The sequence below is a fragment of the Microcoleus sp. LAD1_D5 genome (assembly GCF_036702115.1).
GTDB lineage: Bacteria > Cyanobacteriota > Cyanobacteriia > Cyanobacteriales > Microcoleaceae > Microcoleus.
Map to the genome: position 1 here is coordinate 70,038 of NZ_JAUBSA010000018.1, position 19,274 is coordinate 89,311.

The window sequence follows — 19,274 nt, forward strand, 5'->3', positions numbered from 1 at the left end:
ATGCGTGCCCGGATTGTTAAGGGTTGCTAACTGGAATTGATTTGGGGATGTTGGTTGATGGTGGCGCAGATTACAAAACTTGCCTGGGGGCGATCGGAATTTCAATAATAAACTCGCTCCCCTCTCCGGGTGCAGAAACGCAAGTCAATTTTCCGCCATGAGAACTGACAACAATCGAGTGAGAAATAGACAATCCCAAACCAGTTCCCGAACCCACGGGCTTAGTTGTAAAAAATGGATCGAATATCTTGTGCAGCACCTCAGTGCTCATCCCCGGCCCGCTGTCGGCAATTCTAATTATGACAGAATTCCTGTCAGTCACCTCTGTAGAAATTGTAATAGCAAACTGTTTATGAGAGTTTTCCGGGGAATCTCTTGCGACGAGGAGAGCATCGATCGCATTTGTCAAAATATTCATAAACACCTGATTGAGTTGTCCGGCGTAGCATTCCACCAGGGGTAGAGAACCGTAGTCTTGAATCACCTCAATAGACGGTCGTTCCGGTCTATCTTTGAGGCGGTGTTGCAAAATCAGTAGGGTGCTGTTAATACCCTCATGGATATCCACTGGTTTAAACTCTGCTTCGTCCATCCGCGAAAAGTTCCGCAACGACAGGACAATTTGGCGGATGCGATCGGTACCCATTTTCATCGAAGACAGCATTTTGGGCAGGTCTTCTTGCAAGAACTCCAGGTCGATTTCTTCGGCTGCGATTTGAATTTCTTCAGCCGGGTTAGGATAGTGCTGTTGATAAAGCTGCACGAACTTTAACAAATCTTGGGTGTATTGCTGTGTATGGACGAGGTTGCCGTGAATGAAGTTGACCGGGTTGTTAATTTCGTGGGCGACTCCACCAACCATTTGCCCCAAACTAGACATTTTTTCGCTCTGAATTATCTGTGATTGGGTGCGTTGCAACTCACTTAGGGCGTTTTTGAGTTCACCGGTGCGGTCTTCCACCCGGTCTTCTAATTCTGCATTACTTTTTTCTAAGGCGGTAAACGATTCGCGCAGTTGTCTTGCCATCTGGTTAAAGGAGTTGGCAAGGGCGTTGAGTTCTTGAATACGGCTATCTTCTACAGCTTGGTCGAAGTTGCCAGATGTTATTGCCTCACTCGCCCGATTCAGTCGCAGAATTGGACGCGTAATCCAGCCGGAGGTAAGAACGCCCATCCCACAAGCTACCCCCAATGCTGCTAAGCAGAGCAAGATTGTGGTGCGGGTGTTGGCATCAATCTGTGCCATGAACTCGCTTTCTGGCACACTCACCACCACTAACCAATCCAATCCATATTGGTCGCGCCAGGGAGTGACTTGCACATAGTAGAGTTCTCCCTGAAAATCAAGTCGGAGATCGGTGTCTTTAGAAATGGATTGAAACCCTTTGAAGCGTTGCTGGATTTGTTTGGCAATTCCCTGCACTATGGGATTGCCACTGTCGATCGCCTTCAAACGCCGAATCTCGTCTTTGACGGTGGTAAAGGGTTGTTCTTTCGCAGAATTTGCGATCAACAGCCCATTTCGTTCCATGATGAAAACCTGCCCTGAGCTACTGAGATCTATATTCCGTAAGAAATCGCTCAGTTTCAACAGATGGATATCGGCTCCAACCATTCCTAGCAAGCGATTATTTGCGTCATAGATGGGGCGACCAGCGGAGGCAGCGATGTAGGGATGATTGGGATAATTTACGGTGACGATCCGCGACCAGATGGGTTTACCTGCTTTCATGGGTTCGGTGTACCAGGGTTCTTGCAAGTTGTCCCAATCATAAATAGTCACGACGTGAGTGCGATCGCCTTTGTTATCGGTGGCATAATTGGTGACATTATTCGGCGGTTTGGGACTCCAATCATCAATCACGACGGTTTTGGGGTCGTAGCGTGCGGCTCCTACTCCCTCACCCGTGGTCAGTCCAATGCCGATGTAATTCAGGTCATAGGCCTGCATTTGGTGCCAGAAATACTTACCGAGGGTTTGGCGATCGCGCACATCTAGCAATCCCATCCGAATCGCATCGGCGTTAATCTTAATCACTTGATGCGGAATAGATAAATAAGCCTCCAGATGTTGATTCACCGAAATGCTGGTTCGATCCATCAACTGAGCCGCCAGGTCGTTTACGGCTTTTTGTCCATTTTTGAACGACAAATATCCCACCAGACCGACCGCTCCAAAGATTTGCAAAACAAATGGCACCATCAGTATGAGCTGCAATGGGATCGCCGGAGTTTTGCCGAAGTGACGTATCTTCATGATCGGAAATTACTTTTATTTTAGTATGATCTACTATCGACAGTTCGATCCTGAAGATACACACAATATTTACTTTTTTAATTAAAAATCTGACACTTTTTATGCTTTGCCGGATGCCGAAGCATTGCCACCTCGTCGTGATGAAAAGTCCTCAGTGCGGCTGCAAAAGGGCGATCGCCCTTTTATGAAAACCAGAGCGATCGACTTTGCTACAGAGTTTTCGCCGAGCTTGAATTGCGAATTGAAAGTTTAGTAAACGCAATGCGTGGCCGGATTGTTAAGGGTTGCTAACGGGAATTGATTTGGGGATTTTGGTTAATAGTAGCGCCGATTACAAAACTTGCCTGGGGGCGATCGGAATTTCAATAATAAACTCGCTCCCCTCTCCGGGTGCAGAAACGCAAGTCAATTTTCCGCCATGAGAACTGACAACAATCGAGTGAGAAATAGACAATCCCAAACCAGTTCCCGAACCCACGGGCTTAGTTGTAAAAAATGGATCGAATATCTTGTGCAGCACCTCAGTGCTCATCCCCGGCCCGCTGTCGGCAATTCTAATGATGACAGAATTCCTGTCACTCACCTCTGTAGAAATTGTAATCGTAGGCTGTTGATGAGAGTTTTCCGGGTAATCTCTTGCTACGAGGAGAGCATCGATCGCATTTGTCAAAATATTCATAAATACCTGATTCAACTGAGACGCATAACAAGTAATTAGGGGTAGCGTGTTGTAATTTTTAATCACCTCAATGCCCAAACGCCCGCCCTCTTTTCTCAGGCGCGGTTGCAGCAACATCACCGTACTGTCGATGCCTTGATGGATATCTACCGACTTCATTTGCGCTTCGTCGAGGCGCGAGAAATTCCGCAAGCTTAGCACAATATCCCGGATTCTTTCCGCTCCTACTTTCATGGAATCCAGCAGCTTTTGCAAATCCTCGCTCAAAAATTCCAGCTCAATTGTTTTTATTTCTTCGAGAATTTCATCCGCAGGTTCTGGATAGTGCTGCTGGTAAAGCTCAATCAATTTTAGCAAGTCTTTAACGTATTCGCTAGCCGGATTAAGATTGCCGTAGATGAAACTTACAGGATTATTAATTTCGTGAGCTACACCAGCGACCATTTGCCCCAAACTAGACATCTTTTCCGTTTGGATTAATTGAGCTTGAGTTAGTTTAAGTTCGCGCAAAGTTTGTTCTAAGCGCTCGTTCTTTTCATTTAACTCCTGCGTTCGCTCTTGTACTTTCTGTTCCACCGAATTGTAAAGTAGAGCATTTTCCAAAGAAATAGCAACTTGGGAAGAAAGCAACCTTAAAACTTCCAATCTGTGGGGAGTAAATGCTCCGACAGTCAAATTGTTTTCTAAATAAAGAATGCCGATCAGTTTGCCTTGATTGATGATTGGAGTACACAAAATTGATTGGAGTTGGTGTTTAGCGATGTAAGGATCGGCTGTGAATAGTCCCTCACCCGCCGCATTGCTCAACACCAAATCCGAGCGAGTCCTTTCCACATAATTAATCACCGTCCCAGGTAAATCATGATAGTCTGCAACAGGCGTAAATTGCAGCACAGCTACATCTTCAGCAAATACTGACGCTTTAGCTGAAATCAACAGTTGACCATCTCTGACTAAAATCAGAAAACCTAATTGAGCCCCCGCATTTTCTAAGGAGATTCTCATCAAAGAAGCCAGCAACTTATCGAGGACAATTTCGCTAGAAATCGCCAAAGATGCTTTCATTACCGTTGCCAAATCCAGCACTCTTGCATCGCTGCCAGTAGAAGTATGAATAGTTGTGGTAGTTTGACTGTTGTTAAAACTGCCGTTGATTGGCGTCATTTCCCGCAACTGCGGATACTTCTGTTCTAAATCTTCTACTTTGCGAACTGCACCCCAGCGCAAGTAGCACGAGTGAGCTTCGCGCAAGTGGATTTTGGCATATTGATACTTGCCTTTACTCAACCAAAACTTAGCTGCTAGTTCATTAGCTAGCGCTTCATTTTGGACAAATTCATTGTCTTGGGCTAAATTTATAGAGAAATCGTACAGTTCTACAGCTTCTGAATCTTTTTTGGAAATTCTGGCTATTTCTGCTTGTACTAAAAGGTACTTGTGCAGAAAGTTTTCGGCACAGTTGTCTGCCCAAATTTTCATCTGTTTTTGGTTTGCCTCTAACTTTTCCAAGTATTCCTTTTGCTTGTCTTCTGAAACATTTGGGAAAACCGCGGCTAAAGTTAGAGAAAAGAAAAAATTCCATTCGGTAGCGGGTATCGCTCCGGTAATAAAAGATAGCTGTTTTTCTACTTCAAAAGCTAGTTGTAGCGCTTCGTTGAAGTTGCCGTACCAGTACATTACCTGGCATTTGCGAATCTGATAAAGGCAGAGCGAGTACAAATTTTGATGAGCTTGACAGTTGTGTACGTATTCAGCTTCGCTGATATCTTCGCTTTCAAATACAAACTTTTCAGGAGTTAGTTTGCTCAAGTTACGCAGGATTAACTCTACTCCTAATAATATATCGGTTACGAGCTGATTTTTGGTTTTTTGGCTGAACTGCAAATACCTGCTCGTGTCGGCAAGAATTTGCGAGATTTCTTTACCTTGAAAAAATGAGTTAGCTATGCGGTTGGACAGGATATAACCGGCATACTCTAAATCTCCTGATTCTAAAGCTGCTTGATATCCTTCATTGCTGATTGCGTGGGAATCTTTGATGTGGTTGAACCAGTAATAAAAAATACTGACCAGGGATGAACAAGCTCTGCACTTCAAGCCGATATTGCCAGATTTTTCGCTGAGATTCAGCGAGAGCAAGCCGAATTGATACGCAGCTTTGTAATCTCCCGAAACTGCGTTTAAGAACATACCGTAGCCAGCATAGCAAAGAGAGGCTTCGGGTACTAAACCGTATTGTAGAGAAAGATTGACTCCTTTTAAAACGCTGACTTTCCACAAGTCGGGATTTTTGAGGTACGCCGATGTGAGCAAATTTGTAATTAATTTGACTGCAACTTTTTTTTCTGGTACAGTCATTTCCGGGGCGTCAATTAGGGAAGCTATTTCTCTACCTGCTAAAATATTTGTAGCTGCTGCAAATTCTTCGGATATGACTTTTTGCAGCCCGTCTAGCGGCAAGTCAATGCCGAGCAAGTCCAAAGCTTTGATTCCGGCTTTAACGGCTTCTTCGTACTTCGCCCGCAGGGTGTACTGCACGATCAGCAGGTTGTAAATTTCTACCTTTTCTAAGGGCGATCGCGCTTTTTGCAAAGTTATATTAATAAATTCTTCTGACTTCTCAAAAAAACCGTTTAAATACTCGACATTTGCCCGCTCCATGTGCAAAGCAAAGGCTAAGTCATAGTGGGAATCCCAAATATCCTTGCCCAAACCGTCCATGCCTGCGGTCAAATACTGCAAGGCAGCAACATAAGCAGTGGCATCTTTGGCTCTGCGGGCGGCGTCTAAATTCAGCGTTGCGAGTTCAATTAATTCTCGATCGTCTTTAATGAGCGATCGAGCTACATTCAAGTGATCGACTAATTCAAAGATTCTGTCAGCGCGATATTCAGCCGGGGTGTTTTCTAGGATTTGCCTGCCTATTTTCAGGTGAACTGCCTTTTTTTGCGAGTCGTCGATCAGAGCGTAAGCTGCTTGTTGTACGCGATCGTGCAAAAATTTATAATTCAGAATTAATAGCGGAAACAGCACGTAATCTAATGACTTGCTTTCCAATTCCGAAGTTGGCAGAATCAGTCCCGACTTAATCGCGGGCAACAGATGAGAAAAAGTTTCCGAGGCTTCTTTTTCATTAATTAAAGAAAGAGTATTCAAGTCAAACTCGTTGCCCAAACAGGCCACCAAGCGCAAAACTTGCTGCGTTGAACTTGGCAGTTTTCTCAATTTTTGTACCATCAAATCTACTACATTGTCAGTGATAGCGCACTGCTCAATTTGAGTCATATCCCAATGCCAGCCGCCCTTGCTCCCCGACTGTGGCGGGTGAAAAACTAGCAGGTTTTCCTGATACAATGTTTGCAGAAATTGATTGACAAAAAAAGGATTGCCGTCGGTTTTGCTGATTACCAATTCAGCTAAGGGTTTGACTGATTCTCGATCGCTGTGCAAAGTCTCGGCAATCAAATGAGTTATGTTTTCCACCCCCAGCGGCGACAAAGCAATCTGATTAATGATAGCTTCCTGGTTTCGCAGCGTCTCCACAGTCATCATTAAAGGATGAGTGGGACTAACTTCATTATCCCGATAAGCGCCAATTAAAAACAGATATTGCGTAGCTTCATCTGTCATCATCAATTCGATCAGCTTGAGAGTAGCAGAATCAGCCCACTGCAAATCGTCGAGAAAAATGACCAGCGGATGTTCTGGCTGACAAAATACGCGAATGAAATTTTGAAATACTAAATTAAAGCGATTGAGAGATTCCGTCGGCCCCAATTCAGCTACAGGAGACTGAGCTCCGACAATTAGCTCAACTTCGGGAAGGACATCAATAATAATTTGCCCATTTTGACCGAATGAACTGCGGAGTTTTTCGCGCCACACTGCTAATTGAGCCTCGCTTTCAGTTAACAGTTGCCGCACCAATTCCGAAAAAGCGCTGACAACCGCAGAGTAAGGAATAGTCCGCTTGTACTGGTCAAACTTTCCCCAAATAAAATAGCCGCGCCTGCGGGTAATCGGTTTGTCTAAAATCTTCACCATTGCAGATTTGCCAATACCGGAATAACCTGCAATCAGCATCATCTCGCTGCGGGATTTATGCTGTGCTCTCCCCTGGACTGACAAGGGAATTTCTTTTTTTGATTTGAGCTCTTTTTTGATGACAGAAATTTGAGAATCGTCGGTGCGGTAGCCTCGATTATTTGTTGCTGCTACCCGTTCAAATGCCGCTAATAGAGTTTCAACTTCTCGCTGTCTGCCGTAAAGTTTTTGAGGTATTTGAAATTTGTCGGAAATATCTTGGCGGCCGAGAGTAAACTCAGAAACAACCCCAGATGTTTGCCACTGAAACAGGCAGGATTCCAAATCGGCTTTTAGTCCCCAAGCACTTTGATAACGCTCCTCAGCGGTTTTTGCTAACAATTTCATCACAATATCTGAAACAGCTTTAGGAATTTCCGGGGCTATTTCAGCGAGAGCTACTGGCTGTTTGGCTATGTGACAGTGAACTAACTCCATGGGATCTGTAGTGGGAAAAGGGAGTTGTCCTGCCAGGATTTCATAGAAGGTCACGCCGAGGGAATAAAAGTCGGTGCGGTAATCGACTACCCGGTTCATTCTACCGGTTTGTTCGGGCGACATATAGGCTAAAGTGCCTTCTAAAAAATTGGGATTTTTATTGGGAATATTTTCCAGGTTGGATGCTGTTGAAATGCTGAAATCTATTAGTTTTACTTGTCCAGTAGCCGGATTAAAAACTATATTAGAGGGATTTATATCTTTATGAATAACATTTTTTCCGTGAATTTCCCCCAAAGTTTCAGCAACTTTGATGGCAGTAGTTAGAAATCCTAAAATGGTAAATTTTTGGGAAGCCATAAATATCTTTAAAGATTCCCCGCCAAAATCTTCTAAGATCATTGCCAGACTATTTCTAACCTGCTGCAACTTATACACTTTAACAACTCCGTCCAACAGGCTTAAGTTGGCAGTGATCTCATATTCGCGCTTGTATCTATTCAGTTCTTCAGGAGTCGGATAGTCTTCTTTGATAAGCTTGATAATAACAGGTTGGTTGTTCTGCTCGTTGTGGCCGCGGTAAACCAGGGAAGTGCTGCTTTCATAAATGAGAGCGAGAACTGCAACGCCGGGAATTGCCATCATAGTTGGGTTCTCTCAAATTAGGTGTGCTTGGTCAATGTTACAGGACTTACGCGCGGCGGGCTAGAAACCGGGTTTCTTCGTTGCTAGTCGTTGACAAACCCAAGATTTTTTCGTGTAAATCGGGTTTCTTTTCGTAAATCCTATGTTATTCTTCATTATCGCTCAAGAGCTATCTTTTGGGATGTGTGGGAAAGCAGGCCTTGACAGGAATGAGCTACTGCTGACAAAAGCGCCCTGGGGCTTTCGTCACCTCAGCAGTGAGGTAAACAAACTCACAAATACAGGATTTGTGCAAGGATTTACTCTAATGCTCGATCGCCACGCTGACAACTAAATCATCTCAGATTCCAAGCAATCGCTTGATTTTAGCGGAGCGTCACCACATCTCGTGAAAATACGCAAGTGCTGAAAGATTTATTCTTTCCGGTGATCAGGCACAAATTTGGGGTGCTTGAAAAAAACCGGGCGGTGCAAATCTTAACTATAATTCGCTACCGAGGCGCGGAGGGAGTTAAGTGTTGCTTGGGAAGCTGCAATTTCCTTCAGTTCTATCTATTTTGACCGATCGATTAACAATACTAACTGACCGTTTGACCAAAGTAAATTTGACAAAAAATGCAGAATTATTGCACCTTGTCTGGTGCGCGGCAGCGAACCCTACATTAATCAAATTTACCTAACTCTTAAGAAATTTTTAGGAAAGATTAAGAATTATTGCCATAAAACCCAGGTAAAGTTCTTTGAATTGCGAGTCAAATGCCAAGCAGGCAAAGCGTTTGAGCATTTCCTAAATCTGTAAATTCTCAGAAAGTTAGTATTTCTCAAGGATTCATCCGGTGAGAAAATCAGAAACAACCTTAAAATTTAGCAGTAATCGCCCGATCGGGCAATTCTCAACCAGCACCAGGAAAAATACCTATGAAATTGGCTTATTGGATGTACGCAGGGCCAGCCCACATCGGCACTTTGCGCGTTGCCACTTCCTTCAAAAACGTCCATGCAATCATGCACGCACCCATAGGAGACGACTATTTTAACGTCATGCGTTCCATGCTGGAGAGGGAACGGGATTTCACCCCGGTGACTACCAGCGTCGTTGACAGACACGTACTGGCGCGGGGTTCGCAGGAACGGGTGGTGGACAACATCACCCGCAAAGACAGAGAAGAACACCCAGATTTAATCGTGCTCACCCCGACTTGCACCTCCAGCATTCTGCAAGAAGACTTGGAAAACTTCGTGGAGCGAGCTCAATTGGATGCCAAAGGCGATGTATTGCTGGCGGATGTTAACCATTACCGCGTCAACGAACTGCAAGCAGCCGATCGCACTTTGGATCAAATCGTCCAATTTTACATTAACAAAGCCCGCAAAAAAGGCGATTTAGTAGAAGCCAAAAGCGAAAAACCATCTGTCAACATTATCGGTATGTCTACCCTGGGTTTCCACAACCAGCACGACTGCACCGAGTTGAAGCGTTTGATGGCAGATTTGGGCATTGAAGTCAACGAAGTTATTCCCGAAGGTGCTTCGGTTCATAACTTAAAAAGACTGCCCCGCGCTTGGTTTAACTTGGTTCCTTATCGGGAATTGGGGATGATGACCGGGGAGTATTTGCAAAAAGAATTCGGCACGCCGATGGTCGATATTACGCCGATGGGTGTGGTGGAAACTGCGCGCTGTATCCGCAAGATTCAGCAAGTGTTGAATGCTCAAGGTGCGGATGTTGATTACGAAAATTTTATTGACCAACAAACGCGGTTTGTGTCGCAGGCTGCTTGGTTTTCGCGATCGATCGACTGCCAAAACTTAACCGGCAAAAAAGCCGTCGTATTTGGCGATAATACGCACGCTGCGGCGATGACGAAGATTTTGGCTCGCGAGATGGGAATCCACGTTGTGTGGGCTGGAACCTACTGCAAACATGATGCTGATTGGTTCCGGGAACAGGTTAGCGAGTATTGTGATGAAGTGCTGGTGACGGATGATCACGGGGCGATCGGGGATGCGATCGCCAAAGCGGAACCTTCGGCAATTTTCGGCACCCAAATGGAACGCCACGTAGGTAAGCGGTTGGATATTCCCTGCGGCGTAATTGCTGCACCGATTCACGTCCAAAATTTCCCGATCGGCTACAAGCCATTTTTGGGTTATGAAGGCACGAATCAGTGCGTAGATTTGGTCTACAATTCCTTCACTTTGGGAATGGAAGACCACTTGCTGGAAATCTTCGGCGGCCACGATACCAAGGAAGTGATTACGAAGGGTATTTCGGCTGACTCTGATATGGGTTGGACGAAGGATGGACAGGCTGAGTTGAATAAAATCCCTGGTTTTGTGCGGGGTAAGGTGAAGCGGAATACTGAGAAGTTCGCGCGCGATCGGGGGATTGATAAGATTACCGTTGAGGTGCTGTACGCAGCGAAGGAATCTGTCGGCGCGTAGTTTGGATTGCGGTAAGGGCATCTCTTGTGGATGCCCTTGCTTATCTAGAAAATCTTGGACAGATCTCTTTCCACCCTTAATTTGGGAATTACTTCAGTGATTTTGAGAAGGAAGATTATTTCAGCATTAATTGCAACTGGTCTTATTACCGGAACCGTTTATCTTGGCATTCAGTCGGGAAAAGATAATCGTTTTGTAATTTGGTTCGGTATTGCCTCTGCTATTGCCGCCCCCGTTGGTCTAGGCTTATTTAGTTACGCATTTAGGCGTTCTGATAGGGAAATCATACAGCAGCTTGCTAAAGTTCCCGAGATCGAAAGGTTAATAGAGCAGGCTAAAACTCAGGAGGAAAAGATCCAAGTTCTCGAAGCAGAACGTTCACGACTTGCAGAAATTGTAAAAATTGAGTCGCGGCGACAAGCAGCCTTGGATAGGATAAATAGCTTGGAGGGTGATGCAGTCAGGATTTTAGCTGAACTCGAAAATCTTGATAGAGAACTAATTTTAATAGATGAGCAGGTTGGCGAAAGTGCTATAAGTGAGGAAATTCGACGTTTAAGGGAACGTATAAAAGCTCGTGAAGATGGAGATGTCATTCTCCGACTTGGTTCGAGAGTTTATCGCATTGACCGAGATATTATCAAAGTCTTACCTTTCGGACTTGGAAACCCATTAATTGCATATTTCCGGATCGCAGAAAAGTTGGAAAAGGCAGTGCTACCTAAACAGCGTCGGTAAAAAGGTTTAGCTGTACGGATGTATCCAATAAAAAGTTTATTCTTGAATAAATTTCTTCATTATTTCTGCCCGCATTTAGTCAGATTCATCTTCCGATATTGCTTGATATTCCAAAAGCTGTTCCCCTCGGATAATCCACAATTTACCCGCAACTTCTGCGGCATCCAATCCGCGAATTAATATTTCTACTGCCCCTGCCAAATCTTGCGGTTTCGATTGAGAAGGCAGACGCAGTAACACAATCCCAGAATAATCAGAAGGATTGTAGCGGAGGCGATTGCCAAACCCCCTATCCAAAGTCACTAAACATCTATCTTCCCTCCGACATATATCAATTAATAATTCATCCGGTGTGGAACTCAAATTTTGTTCCCGTACAGTCGCAACATCATGGCCAGCCAAACGTAACATAGAAACAACGCGGATGCTGCCCAAATTTTCATCAAGTTTTAACTTCACTTTAAAACTACCTTTTTTTCAGCCAGAGGAATTTCGACATAATAATCTCTTGCCAACTCAGCCCCATAAGCAATACAAGCCAAAACGTCTTCTCGTTCAATTCCCGGATATTCCTCAAGCAATTCTTCCAAAGTCATGCCGCTAGCTAGAAAGTCAAGAATCAGAGAAACCCAGATGCGATGACCGCGAATACACGGTTTGCCAAAGCAGATATTCGAGTTAATTGAGATGCGAGACAGTAAATTATTTTGAGTCATGTCTTTTCAATTAGATATTTTCCATCTTCGGCCATATCGTAAATAATTGTATCCCAATTAATCAGTTCTTGATTTTTTATTGATGATGGTTTGACGACTAAGACTCCACCCACATAATGAACCTCGCACTCTTCATCCATATTTGCTGGTTGGCTGTTGCCAGTTTCATCGGGCGGCGAAGCTACTTCCTGCTTTCTCCGCTGCCCTAACAGGAAATCAGCAAAGTTGAGAATTCTTGCAGTTCGATTTCAGAGAAATTTTTCAGTTTGTGAACAATTTGTTCTTGCAGAGGTATCACGGCTATTTTTTCCTTGCTTAAGACAACCGCTAGATTCAGTCTAACATGAGGCAGGATCGATCGCCCTTCGCCCTTTTCAAACAAAGTGCGATCGCCCACGAGAAAAATTTCTACAATATCAGATGAGCCAATCTTGCTCTCAGGCAAAAAATCATTTCAACCTCTACGAAAAACGAGCATCCCGGTCTTGGGGCGATCGCCCGTCGGGCCTAAAAATGGTTTACCGAAGCGTCCCCAATTCAGATTTAATCATCCCGCTTTCCTGCACAATCGCGGAGGCTGCTTCCCCCAAAATTTTGTGTGCCGCCGTCGTCGGATGAATGCCGTCCCAAAACAAAAATCGATCGGGACTACCACAAACACCTCCACCCGATGAACACGCACTCGTCACATTAGTCAAGCCATATTTAGCCGGGTTTGCGATCGCTTCCCGGTAAAGCGCATTAGCATCCAGAGTCGCAATCTTTAAGTCAGAATGCTGTTGACTTAATACCTTAACCGTTCGCCTCAAACCCTGATTGTGTGCTTGTGTTAATGCAGTGAGCCTTGCAGAATTAACGCCTGTTCGCGTCGCCGGTAACTGCCCCAAATCTGGTAAATTTGCCACCAAGATATTTTTGGCACCCACATCAGCAAGAGACGCGATCGCCCTCGCCACATTTTCAACGGGAAGATTCGCATTATTTACCCCCTGCAAATAATCATTTGCACCCGCCCACAGTACATACAGCGCATGAGGATTTGCCTGTTTTTGGGATTTAGTCCATGACTGAACTTGAGCTAACAAACCAGGGACAAGGCTATTGCGATCGCTCCCCGTTGTTGCACCTCCATAGGCCAAATTAGTAACTCGTTCAGGCGGCAACTTTAGGCGATCGGCAAGATATTCTACCCAAACTTTACCATTCGAGTAACGCCCTTGAAAGTAAGTCGAACGAGGCGGATATTGACCCGCGCTTGCTCGAAACACCATTCCCATATCCGAAAGACTGTCCCCAAATACATATAGTTCATTGACCGCCTCAGAACTTTGAGCTGATAGGATGAGTGCAACCATAAAAGATAAAAGCGCAATAATTACTGCAAAAAACGTTCTTTTTAACACTTGGTATTAGTTAGATCCGTAAAATATTTGATAATTTGTGATCGATAATTACCGAGTTCGTGATTTTGACATTTAGTGTTAGTTATATTCTTGAAATAGCTTAAATATTAGCCCCAATTACTAATATATCAATTTTGGTAAAAATGTAGGGAGTAAAACTGAACTTTAATTGTGGGTTGCCTCACTCCACTGCTCAACCTACATAGATTGGTCATGTCATTGACACTTTTCTCATGGTATCTAGCTCATAGTGATCTAGAGGGGATAAAACCGTACATCTTTTGGGAGATTACCCAATAAAGTTAGGCAAGAGGCGAACCAGCAGCATCCCGGTTTTAAGCTAGCACAAGCTTTAAAACGCTCCTTTTTTTCAGGAGTCCTAGCCAGTCCTCCTACGAATGCAGTTCACGCTTCTGTTGACGCTTACCTATTATCCTCTCTTGATAGTTGTTTTACCTAACCGGGGTGCTCCCTACAAAAGCCTCCCAAACAACCACCCTTGAGATAACTATCAATCACGAAAAAAAAGAATTGATTCAAAACTGATTTACTCGGCGATCAAGAAATTGAGCGCACTTTTTATCCCGGAAAGATGACCCAAAACAAAAACCCTCCCCAACAAGGAGAAGGGAGGGTGAAAAGACAGTGAAAAATTTAAGTTTTTGCAGAATTAACAATAAGGAGTTACATCTTCGCCACACTCGTCAGCCAAATAACACAAAGCTCGAAAGCGCAGCCCAACGATTTGCTCGTAAAGCGGATTTAACTTGCACAGTGGCGGAATGGATAATAAAGTGCGATCGCCAATTTTGACTTCCCGCTCAAACGGACACTGGCTGGGAATAAATTTACACAGCAACCGAGCCAACTTTTGACTTTTAATTGCAGCGTTATCAAGCCATTGTTTTAGCGGATGCAAGGGGTCAAAGTGTGGCTTTTGACCGTAAGGTTGAGAATTTGTAGCGACATTAACGGCTGTTTCTTGTTTGCCAAATCCTACCCAATTTGGCAGAGTTCGGTAGGAGACTGTATGCTCAAATACGTTCATTTTGCTCTCTTCCTCTTTTATAACGAGGTGCCAAGAACTCTCTGTAGAGCTTGTGCGATATTATCTACAATCAGTATCTACAGCATCTCGTTTTGCTTTACCGGATGGAACTTCTTAAATTAATGACTTAGGGCGAGAAAAGTAGTTCCTGATTTTTTTTAGTCACGGTGTGCGATCTAAAAAGTGTCCTCATTTCAAGCCCAACAATTGATTGATAGGGTAAAAATTCTGTCTTCTACGTTTTAGCTTCAACCTTCGGTTGACTCTCCTTTTGTAGTTCAATTACAATTGTGACGCATTGAGGTGAATTATCCTATACGTGAAAATGCGGAACTTTTAATAAAACTTATCATATTTCTAAATAAGCTCTGCTGCAAAAAACCCTGAAACCCTGCCCCAACTATATTTGCTCGCGATCGCTCAGAAACTTCTACAATGAGAAATAATCGGTATCACCGCCCTCACAACCCATGAGCAACCCAGAAACCAAAGCTATCACCCGCGAATTGCAAAGCCACGCCGCCATTCTCGGTGGCTTCGTCTCCCTCCTCTGGATTATCGAAATTGTCGATGTATTCCTGTTCCGAGGCGGGCTGAATGCCTACGGAGTCCGCCCCCGCAGCCTCGACGGACTTCAAGGCATCCTGTTGATGCCTTTTCTGCACGGCAGTTTTGCTCACTTAGCCGCCAATACCCTCCCTTTAGTGACATTGGGTTGGTTGATAATGCTGCGAGAAATTAGCGACTTTTTTATTGTGAGTGCCGTCACTGTGCTAGTCAGCGGATTCGGAGTTTGGCTGACTGGCGCGCCCTATTCCGTTCACATTGGTGCCAGCGGATTAATCTTTGGCTACTTCGGCTTTTTGCTGCTACGGGGCTATTTTGAACGCAGCTTTACATCTATTTTGGTATCTTTAATTGTCGGTTTCTTCTACGGCAGTTTAATTTGGGGAGTTTTGCCCTCGCAGCCGGGAGTTTCCTGGCAAGCGCATTTCTTTGGCTTTGTCGGCGGGGTATTAACAGCTCAACTTTTGGGCCGGCAGAAACGGCGAAATTAACTAGAATAAGACGGATGCTGCATCGTATCATCACCTTGGTTTATTGCTCATAAATTATCTAAAAGCGTAGGTTTTTTGTCAATAAACCTGGTTTCTTGTGTAACAATTGTCTCCCGGATAGCCCGACTAACTGCTGACCAATAATTCAACGCGCGCCGGCAAGCAGGCTGTAAAAACCGAACCGCAGCCTAACTCGCTTTCAACCTGCATATCGCCACCCATCATCACGCAAAAGTGACGACTAATAGTCAATCCCAAACCCGTGCCGCCATACTTGCGCGTAGTTGATGCGTCGCCCTGCATAAATGCTTGAAATAAATGCTGCAATTGTTCGGGGGGAATCCCAATGCCCGTATCAGCTACACGAAAAATTATTGAGTCGGAAGGTTCGGCTATTTCTTGAGTAGTCAAGCTGTCATGTTTAACTCTTTCAATGCAGAGGGTAATAGTCCCGTGTTCCGTAAATTTTGCTGCATTGCTCAGTAGGTTGAGCAATATTTGACGAGTTTTTGTAATGTCAGCATACATCATTCCCAAGTCGTCAGCACAATCAACTTCAAACTTATTAGAATTTTTATCTACCAAGGGTTTGACAGTAGAAACTACCTCGTCAATTAAATTAACCGGGTTGAAAGTTTCTAAGTAAAGTTCCATCCGCCCCGCTTCAATCTTAGAAATATCTAGAATGTCGCTAATTAAAGATAGCAAGTGTTTGCCCGCTGTTTGAATTTTTTGCAAGTCGGGGATAAAATCTTCGCACCCTAAATCCTCGGCGTCTTCTTTGAGCATATCGCTGTAACCAATAATCGCGTTGAGAGGAGTTCGCAATTCGTGGCTCATATTAGCTAAAAAGGCGCTTTTGGCTTGGTTTGCAGCTTGAGCAGTTTGAGCTACTTTTTGGAATTCTTCTGCTAATTTGCGCTGGGTAATATCTTCGGCAATACCGACGATGCGGTAAATTTCCCCTGTTTCGTTGCGGACTGGAAAAGCCCGATCGCGCACCCAGCAAACTGAACCTTCCGTTGGCGTAGCCCCCGTAGGGGATCGCACTACCCGATACTCTTCATCATAATCGCCCCGCACCTGTTTCTCAAAAGCAGCCTTGACGCGATCGAGATCCTCCGGGTGAATAGCATCCCAAAAAGCCTCCGGTTCTGACTGCAAACTCTGACAGCTCAAATTCCATATTTTTTCGCAAGCAGGGCTGACATAAACTAGCTGCTTTTGATTGGGTTCTCTAATCCAAAATACCTCATGAATATTTTCGGCCAACTGGCGAAACCGCTCCTCGCTAGCCCGTAACTTCTCCACAGCACTGTGAAATTCAGTCACATCCTGAATCAGCGATGCCACCCCAATGATGCTGCCGTCAGGATCAACCAAAGTCGTATTGTACCACTCGCAAAGAATAATTTTGCCGTCCTTTCTGATGTTCTCGTTAAGGCTGGTAACTCCTCCTGTATTAGTGAGCAAAGTTATAGATAGTTGCCTGACATACTCCTTAGCACTTTCAGGAACTATGAGATCGACTCCGTGGCGTCCCATTGCTTCCAAGCGGTTGTATCCAAAAATTCTTTCCGCTGACAAATTCCATTCCGCTACTTCAAAGTTGAGATCCCATTCAATCGCTCCCAAAGGAGTTTGGTGAAGATGGAGAGCCAGTTTTTGCTGCGAGTTTTTCAGAGAAATAATTAATTGATTTTTGTCGGCGATCGCAGATTCTACCCGATCTTCGAGAGTAGTAAACGACTCTTCCAATTGATCCGCCATCATATTAAAAGAACGAGCCAGGACACCCACCTCATCCTCTCGCTCTACAGACGCCATCAACCGGGAATCTACCGCCATCCCATCCCATTCTCCCCGGGACAAAGCCTCCGCAGCCTTGCTCAGACGCCGAATCGGTACAACAATCCACCTAGAAGTCAGAGCGCCAATCGCCGTTGCAAGCACCAAAGCACCCAGACACATCACCACAGTATACCGAGTGTTGGCATTAATCCTTTCCATAAAATCGGCTTCAGGAACCGTCACCACAATCAACCAGTCGAGGCCCCTGCTGTCTAAAAGCGGCGTCACCTGTAGAAATTGGCGTTGACCGTCGATCGTAAAATCTAACTGGCGAGATCTGTCAATTTGGTGCAAATCCCCGAAGCGTTCAGTCAAATAGCGGGCGGTCGATCGAATTAGAACATTCTTGCTACTCGCTGCCACAATGCGTTTCGCAACACCATTGCTAACAATAAATGGCGGTTCCAGAGTAGAATTTGCCACCAATTGCCCAGACCTTTCTACAATAAAAGTCTGTCCTGATTTGCCAATTTTTAGAGTTTCCAAGAATTCATTGAGTTTGGAAAGTGCCAAGTCAGAACCCAGGATGCCAATCAGTTTACCATCCTCGCCATAAACTGGTTGAGCAGCCGTAATCGCTAGTTTGGGAGCGTCAAAATAATTATAAATTTTACTCCAAGTCGGTTTGCCTGCCCGCACCGGAGCTATGTACCAAGGTCGGACGCGGGGGTCGTAGTTGAGAGTAGTTTTTAATAGCTTGGTTGGTTTATTGAACTCAGACAGCTCGTAGCTATGCAAATTATAGCCAGTAGATTGATTAGAAATCTGAGCTTGCAACTTGCCGTCGTCGAGGCGTTCAACTCCAATAAAATCTTTTGCTTCGGATGCGAATTGAATGTAGCTAATTTTATCAAAAATTTTGATTTGTTTGTAGAAGTAGCGTTGCAAACTCTCACTATCTTGCTCGTTCACAAGGCCGAGACGGATAGCATCGAGATTGAGCTGATTGATTTGGTGTGGCGTTTCAATATAACTATTAATATGTTGCTGGATACGCGATGTGACTTCTGTCCGCAGTTGTGCGGCAACATCGTTGACGGCTATGCGCCCGTTCCGCAGCGACAGCCACCCCGTCAACCCTACAGCAGCGAAAGTCTGGAGGGCAAAAGGCACAACAAGGACGATGCGAATTGGCACTTTGCCCGACATTTTTAAAATCGGGTCGGTCAGATATTTGATTGGCATGGTAAAGCAGAACAATTATGAACCCACAACATTCCGGTCAAGTACAAATTGATGAGCGCAGGTTTTGAAGTTGAGATGGTTTTAGTAGGCAAAGTGCTGTTAATAACTCGGAATCTGCCGCTGGCAACTGAATTTTTAACGACTGCCACCGTCATCTTAGCGCGATCACGAGCTTTGGGAACATTGGCGATCGAGATGAATGCAGTATCAATCCTGGACTGACTCTACACGCTCATACTATTATAGATTTGAGATTAAAGAATTAAAGAATTGCGAAAAACTGATTCTGTAAGGGTTTAGAATTTGCTGGCTGTTCCATTCTTTTTTTAAACTGGTATCTGAAACCGGGTTTTTTTAGCGTGTCGGCGGGCTGCAACCAACTATTTTTATGAAAAAACCCCGGTGGATAGCCACCCGTGCGTCCAGCACTAACTATTTTTCCACTCCTGACGCGCGCTAATCAAACAAACCGAGTTTTTGGTGGACTCATTCCTGAAATGACGTATTTTGGCGTTTCAACCCGGTTGCTGCGTCAGTTTTATTTTTCCGATAACGCGATCGAAAGTTATAAGTTTTGACAGGAACTTTAATTGATATCTCCACAAGCAGCTACTTTTGATAGAGTGCAACTTAATTCCGGCTAGGTAAAATACTGGAGTTTAGACTAAAAAACGATCGCACCTAAAAGTAGCTGCCTCTCAACCGCAGGCAAGTTATTGCTCAAAAAC

At 44.6% G+C, this 19,274-nt stretch carries 15 protein-coding genes; 6 read left to right on the top strand and 9 right to left on the bottom strand.

Features of this window, described 5'->3' with window-relative positions; all coding sequences use genetic code 11:
- Window positions 1-70: 70 nt before the first annotated feature.
- Window positions 71-2,257: an ATP-binding protein gene (locus QUA70_RS10790; RefSeq protein ID WP_333346899.1), complete on the bottom strand. Its 2,187-nt coding sequence runs from the start codon at window positions 2,255-2,257 to the stop codon at window positions 71-73.
- 106 nt (window positions 2,258-2,363) lie between these two features.
- On the opposite strand from QUA70_RS10790, the gene QUA70_RS10795 reads away from it, so the two are divergent.
- A complete protein-coding gene (locus QUA70_RS10795) occupies window positions 2,364-2,510 on the top strand; it encodes a hypothetical protein (protein WP_333410406.1) in 147 nt (48 codons plus the stop codon).
- A 78-nt stretch (window positions 2,511-2,588) separates the two neighbouring features.
- On the opposite strand, the gene QUA70_RS10800 is transcribed toward QUA70_RS10795, so the two are convergent.
- Window positions 2,589-8,102: an AAA family ATPase gene (locus QUA70_RS10800; protein ID WP_333346905.1), complete on the bottom strand. Its 5,514-nt coding sequence runs from the start codon at window positions 8,100-8,102 to the stop codon at window positions 2,589-2,591.
- A 142-nt stretch (window positions 8,103-8,244) separates the two neighbouring features.
- Between QUA70_RS10800 and QUA70_RS10805 the strand changes: the two genes are divergently transcribed.
- The 3 genes from QUA70_RS10805 (at window position 8,245) to QUA70_RS10815 (ending at window position 11,285) form a co-directional block, all read left to right on the top strand.
- Complete coding sequence (locus tag QUA70_RS10805) at window positions 8,245-8,436, top strand: hypothetical protein (protein ID WP_333346908.1); 192 nt, start codon at window positions 8,245-8,247, stop codon at window positions 8,434-8,436.
- A 584-nt stretch (window positions 8,437-9,020) separates the two neighbouring features.
- The gene (gene bchB / locus QUA70_RS10810) at window positions 9,021-10,547 is read left to right on the top strand and encodes a ferredoxin:protochlorophyllide reductase (ATP-dependent) subunit B (RefSeq protein WP_242723164.1); all 1,527 of its coding nucleotides are present in this window, start codon (window positions 9,021-9,023) and stop codon (window positions 10,545-10,547) included.
- A gap of 54 nt (window positions 10,548-10,601) precedes the next feature.
- Window positions 10,602-11,285, top strand: coding sequence for a hypothetical protein (locus QUA70_RS10815; protein ID WP_333346910.1), 684 nt, complete (start codon window positions 10,602-10,604; stop codon window positions 11,283-11,285).
- 75 nt (window positions 11,286-11,360) lie between these two features.
- Here the strand turns inward: QUA70_RS10815 and QUA70_RS10820 are convergent, their stop codons facing one another.
- From QUA70_RS10820 to QUA70_RS10845, 6 genes are all read right to left on the bottom strand, one after another.
- The gene (locus QUA70_RS10820; RefSeq protein ID WP_333346913.1) at window positions 11,361-11,744 is read right to left on the bottom strand and encodes a DUF5615 family PIN-like protein; all 384 of its coding nucleotides are present in this window, start codon (window positions 11,742-11,744) and stop codon (window positions 11,361-11,363) included.
- Entirely contained in the window at window positions 11,741-12,001 is a 261-nt protein-coding gene (locus tag QUA70_RS10825) for a DUF433 domain-containing protein (RefSeq protein ID WP_333346917.1), read from the bottom strand. Before QUA70_RS10825 ends, QUA70_RS10820 begins: the two co-directional genes overlap by 4 nt.
- Window positions 11,998-12,141, bottom strand: coding sequence for a hypothetical protein (locus QUA70_RS10830; protein WP_333410408.1), 144 nt, complete (start codon window positions 12,139-12,141; stop codon window positions 11,998-12,000). Before QUA70_RS10830 ends, QUA70_RS10825 begins: the two co-directional genes overlap by 4 nt.
- 65 nt (window positions 12,142-12,206) lie before the next feature.
- A complete protein-coding gene (locus QUA70_RS10835) occupies window positions 12,207-12,446 on the bottom strand; it encodes a hypothetical protein (protein WP_333346919.1) in 240 nt (79 codons plus the stop codon).
- A 73-nt stretch (window positions 12,447-12,519) separates the two neighbouring features.
- Entirely contained in the window at window positions 12,520-13,356 is an 837-nt protein-coding gene (locus QUA70_RS10840) for an SGNH/GDSL hydrolase family protein (protein WP_333346923.1), read from the bottom strand.
- Window positions 13,357-14,074: 718 nt separating this feature from the next.
- Window positions 14,075-14,452 (bottom strand): Mo-dependent nitrogenase C-terminal domain-containing protein, encoded by a 378-nt coding sequence (locus tag QUA70_RS10845; protein WP_333346926.1) that lies wholly within the window; start codon window positions 14,450-14,452, stop codon window positions 14,075-14,077.
- A gap of 470 nt (window positions 14,453-14,922) precedes the next feature.
- Here QUA70_RS10845 and QUA70_RS10850 point away from each other — a divergent pair, with 470 nt between their 5' ends.
- Window positions 14,923-15,510: a rhomboid family intramembrane serine protease gene (locus tag QUA70_RS10850; RefSeq protein WP_333346929.1), complete on the top strand. Its 588-nt coding sequence runs from the start codon at window positions 14,923-14,925 to the stop codon at window positions 15,508-15,510.
- A gap of 126 nt (window positions 15,511-15,636) precedes the next feature.
- On the opposite strand, the gene QUA70_RS10855 is transcribed toward QUA70_RS10850, so the two are convergent.
- The gene (locus tag QUA70_RS10855; RefSeq protein WP_333346932.1) at window positions 15,637-18,546 is read right to left on the bottom strand and encodes a PAS domain S-box protein; all 2,910 of its coding nucleotides are present in this window, start codon (window positions 18,544-18,546) and stop codon (window positions 15,637-15,639) included.
- Between the two features lie 51 nt (window positions 18,547-18,597).
- Here QUA70_RS10855 and QUA70_RS10860 point away from each other — a divergent pair, with 51 nt between their 5' ends.
- Window positions 18,598-18,768, top strand: a complete 171-nt coding sequence (locus QUA70_RS10860; RefSeq protein WP_333329396.1) for a hypothetical protein — start codon at window positions 18,598-18,600, stop codon at window positions 18,766-18,768.
- The last annotated feature ends 506 nt before the right edge of the window (window positions 18,769-19,274 follow it).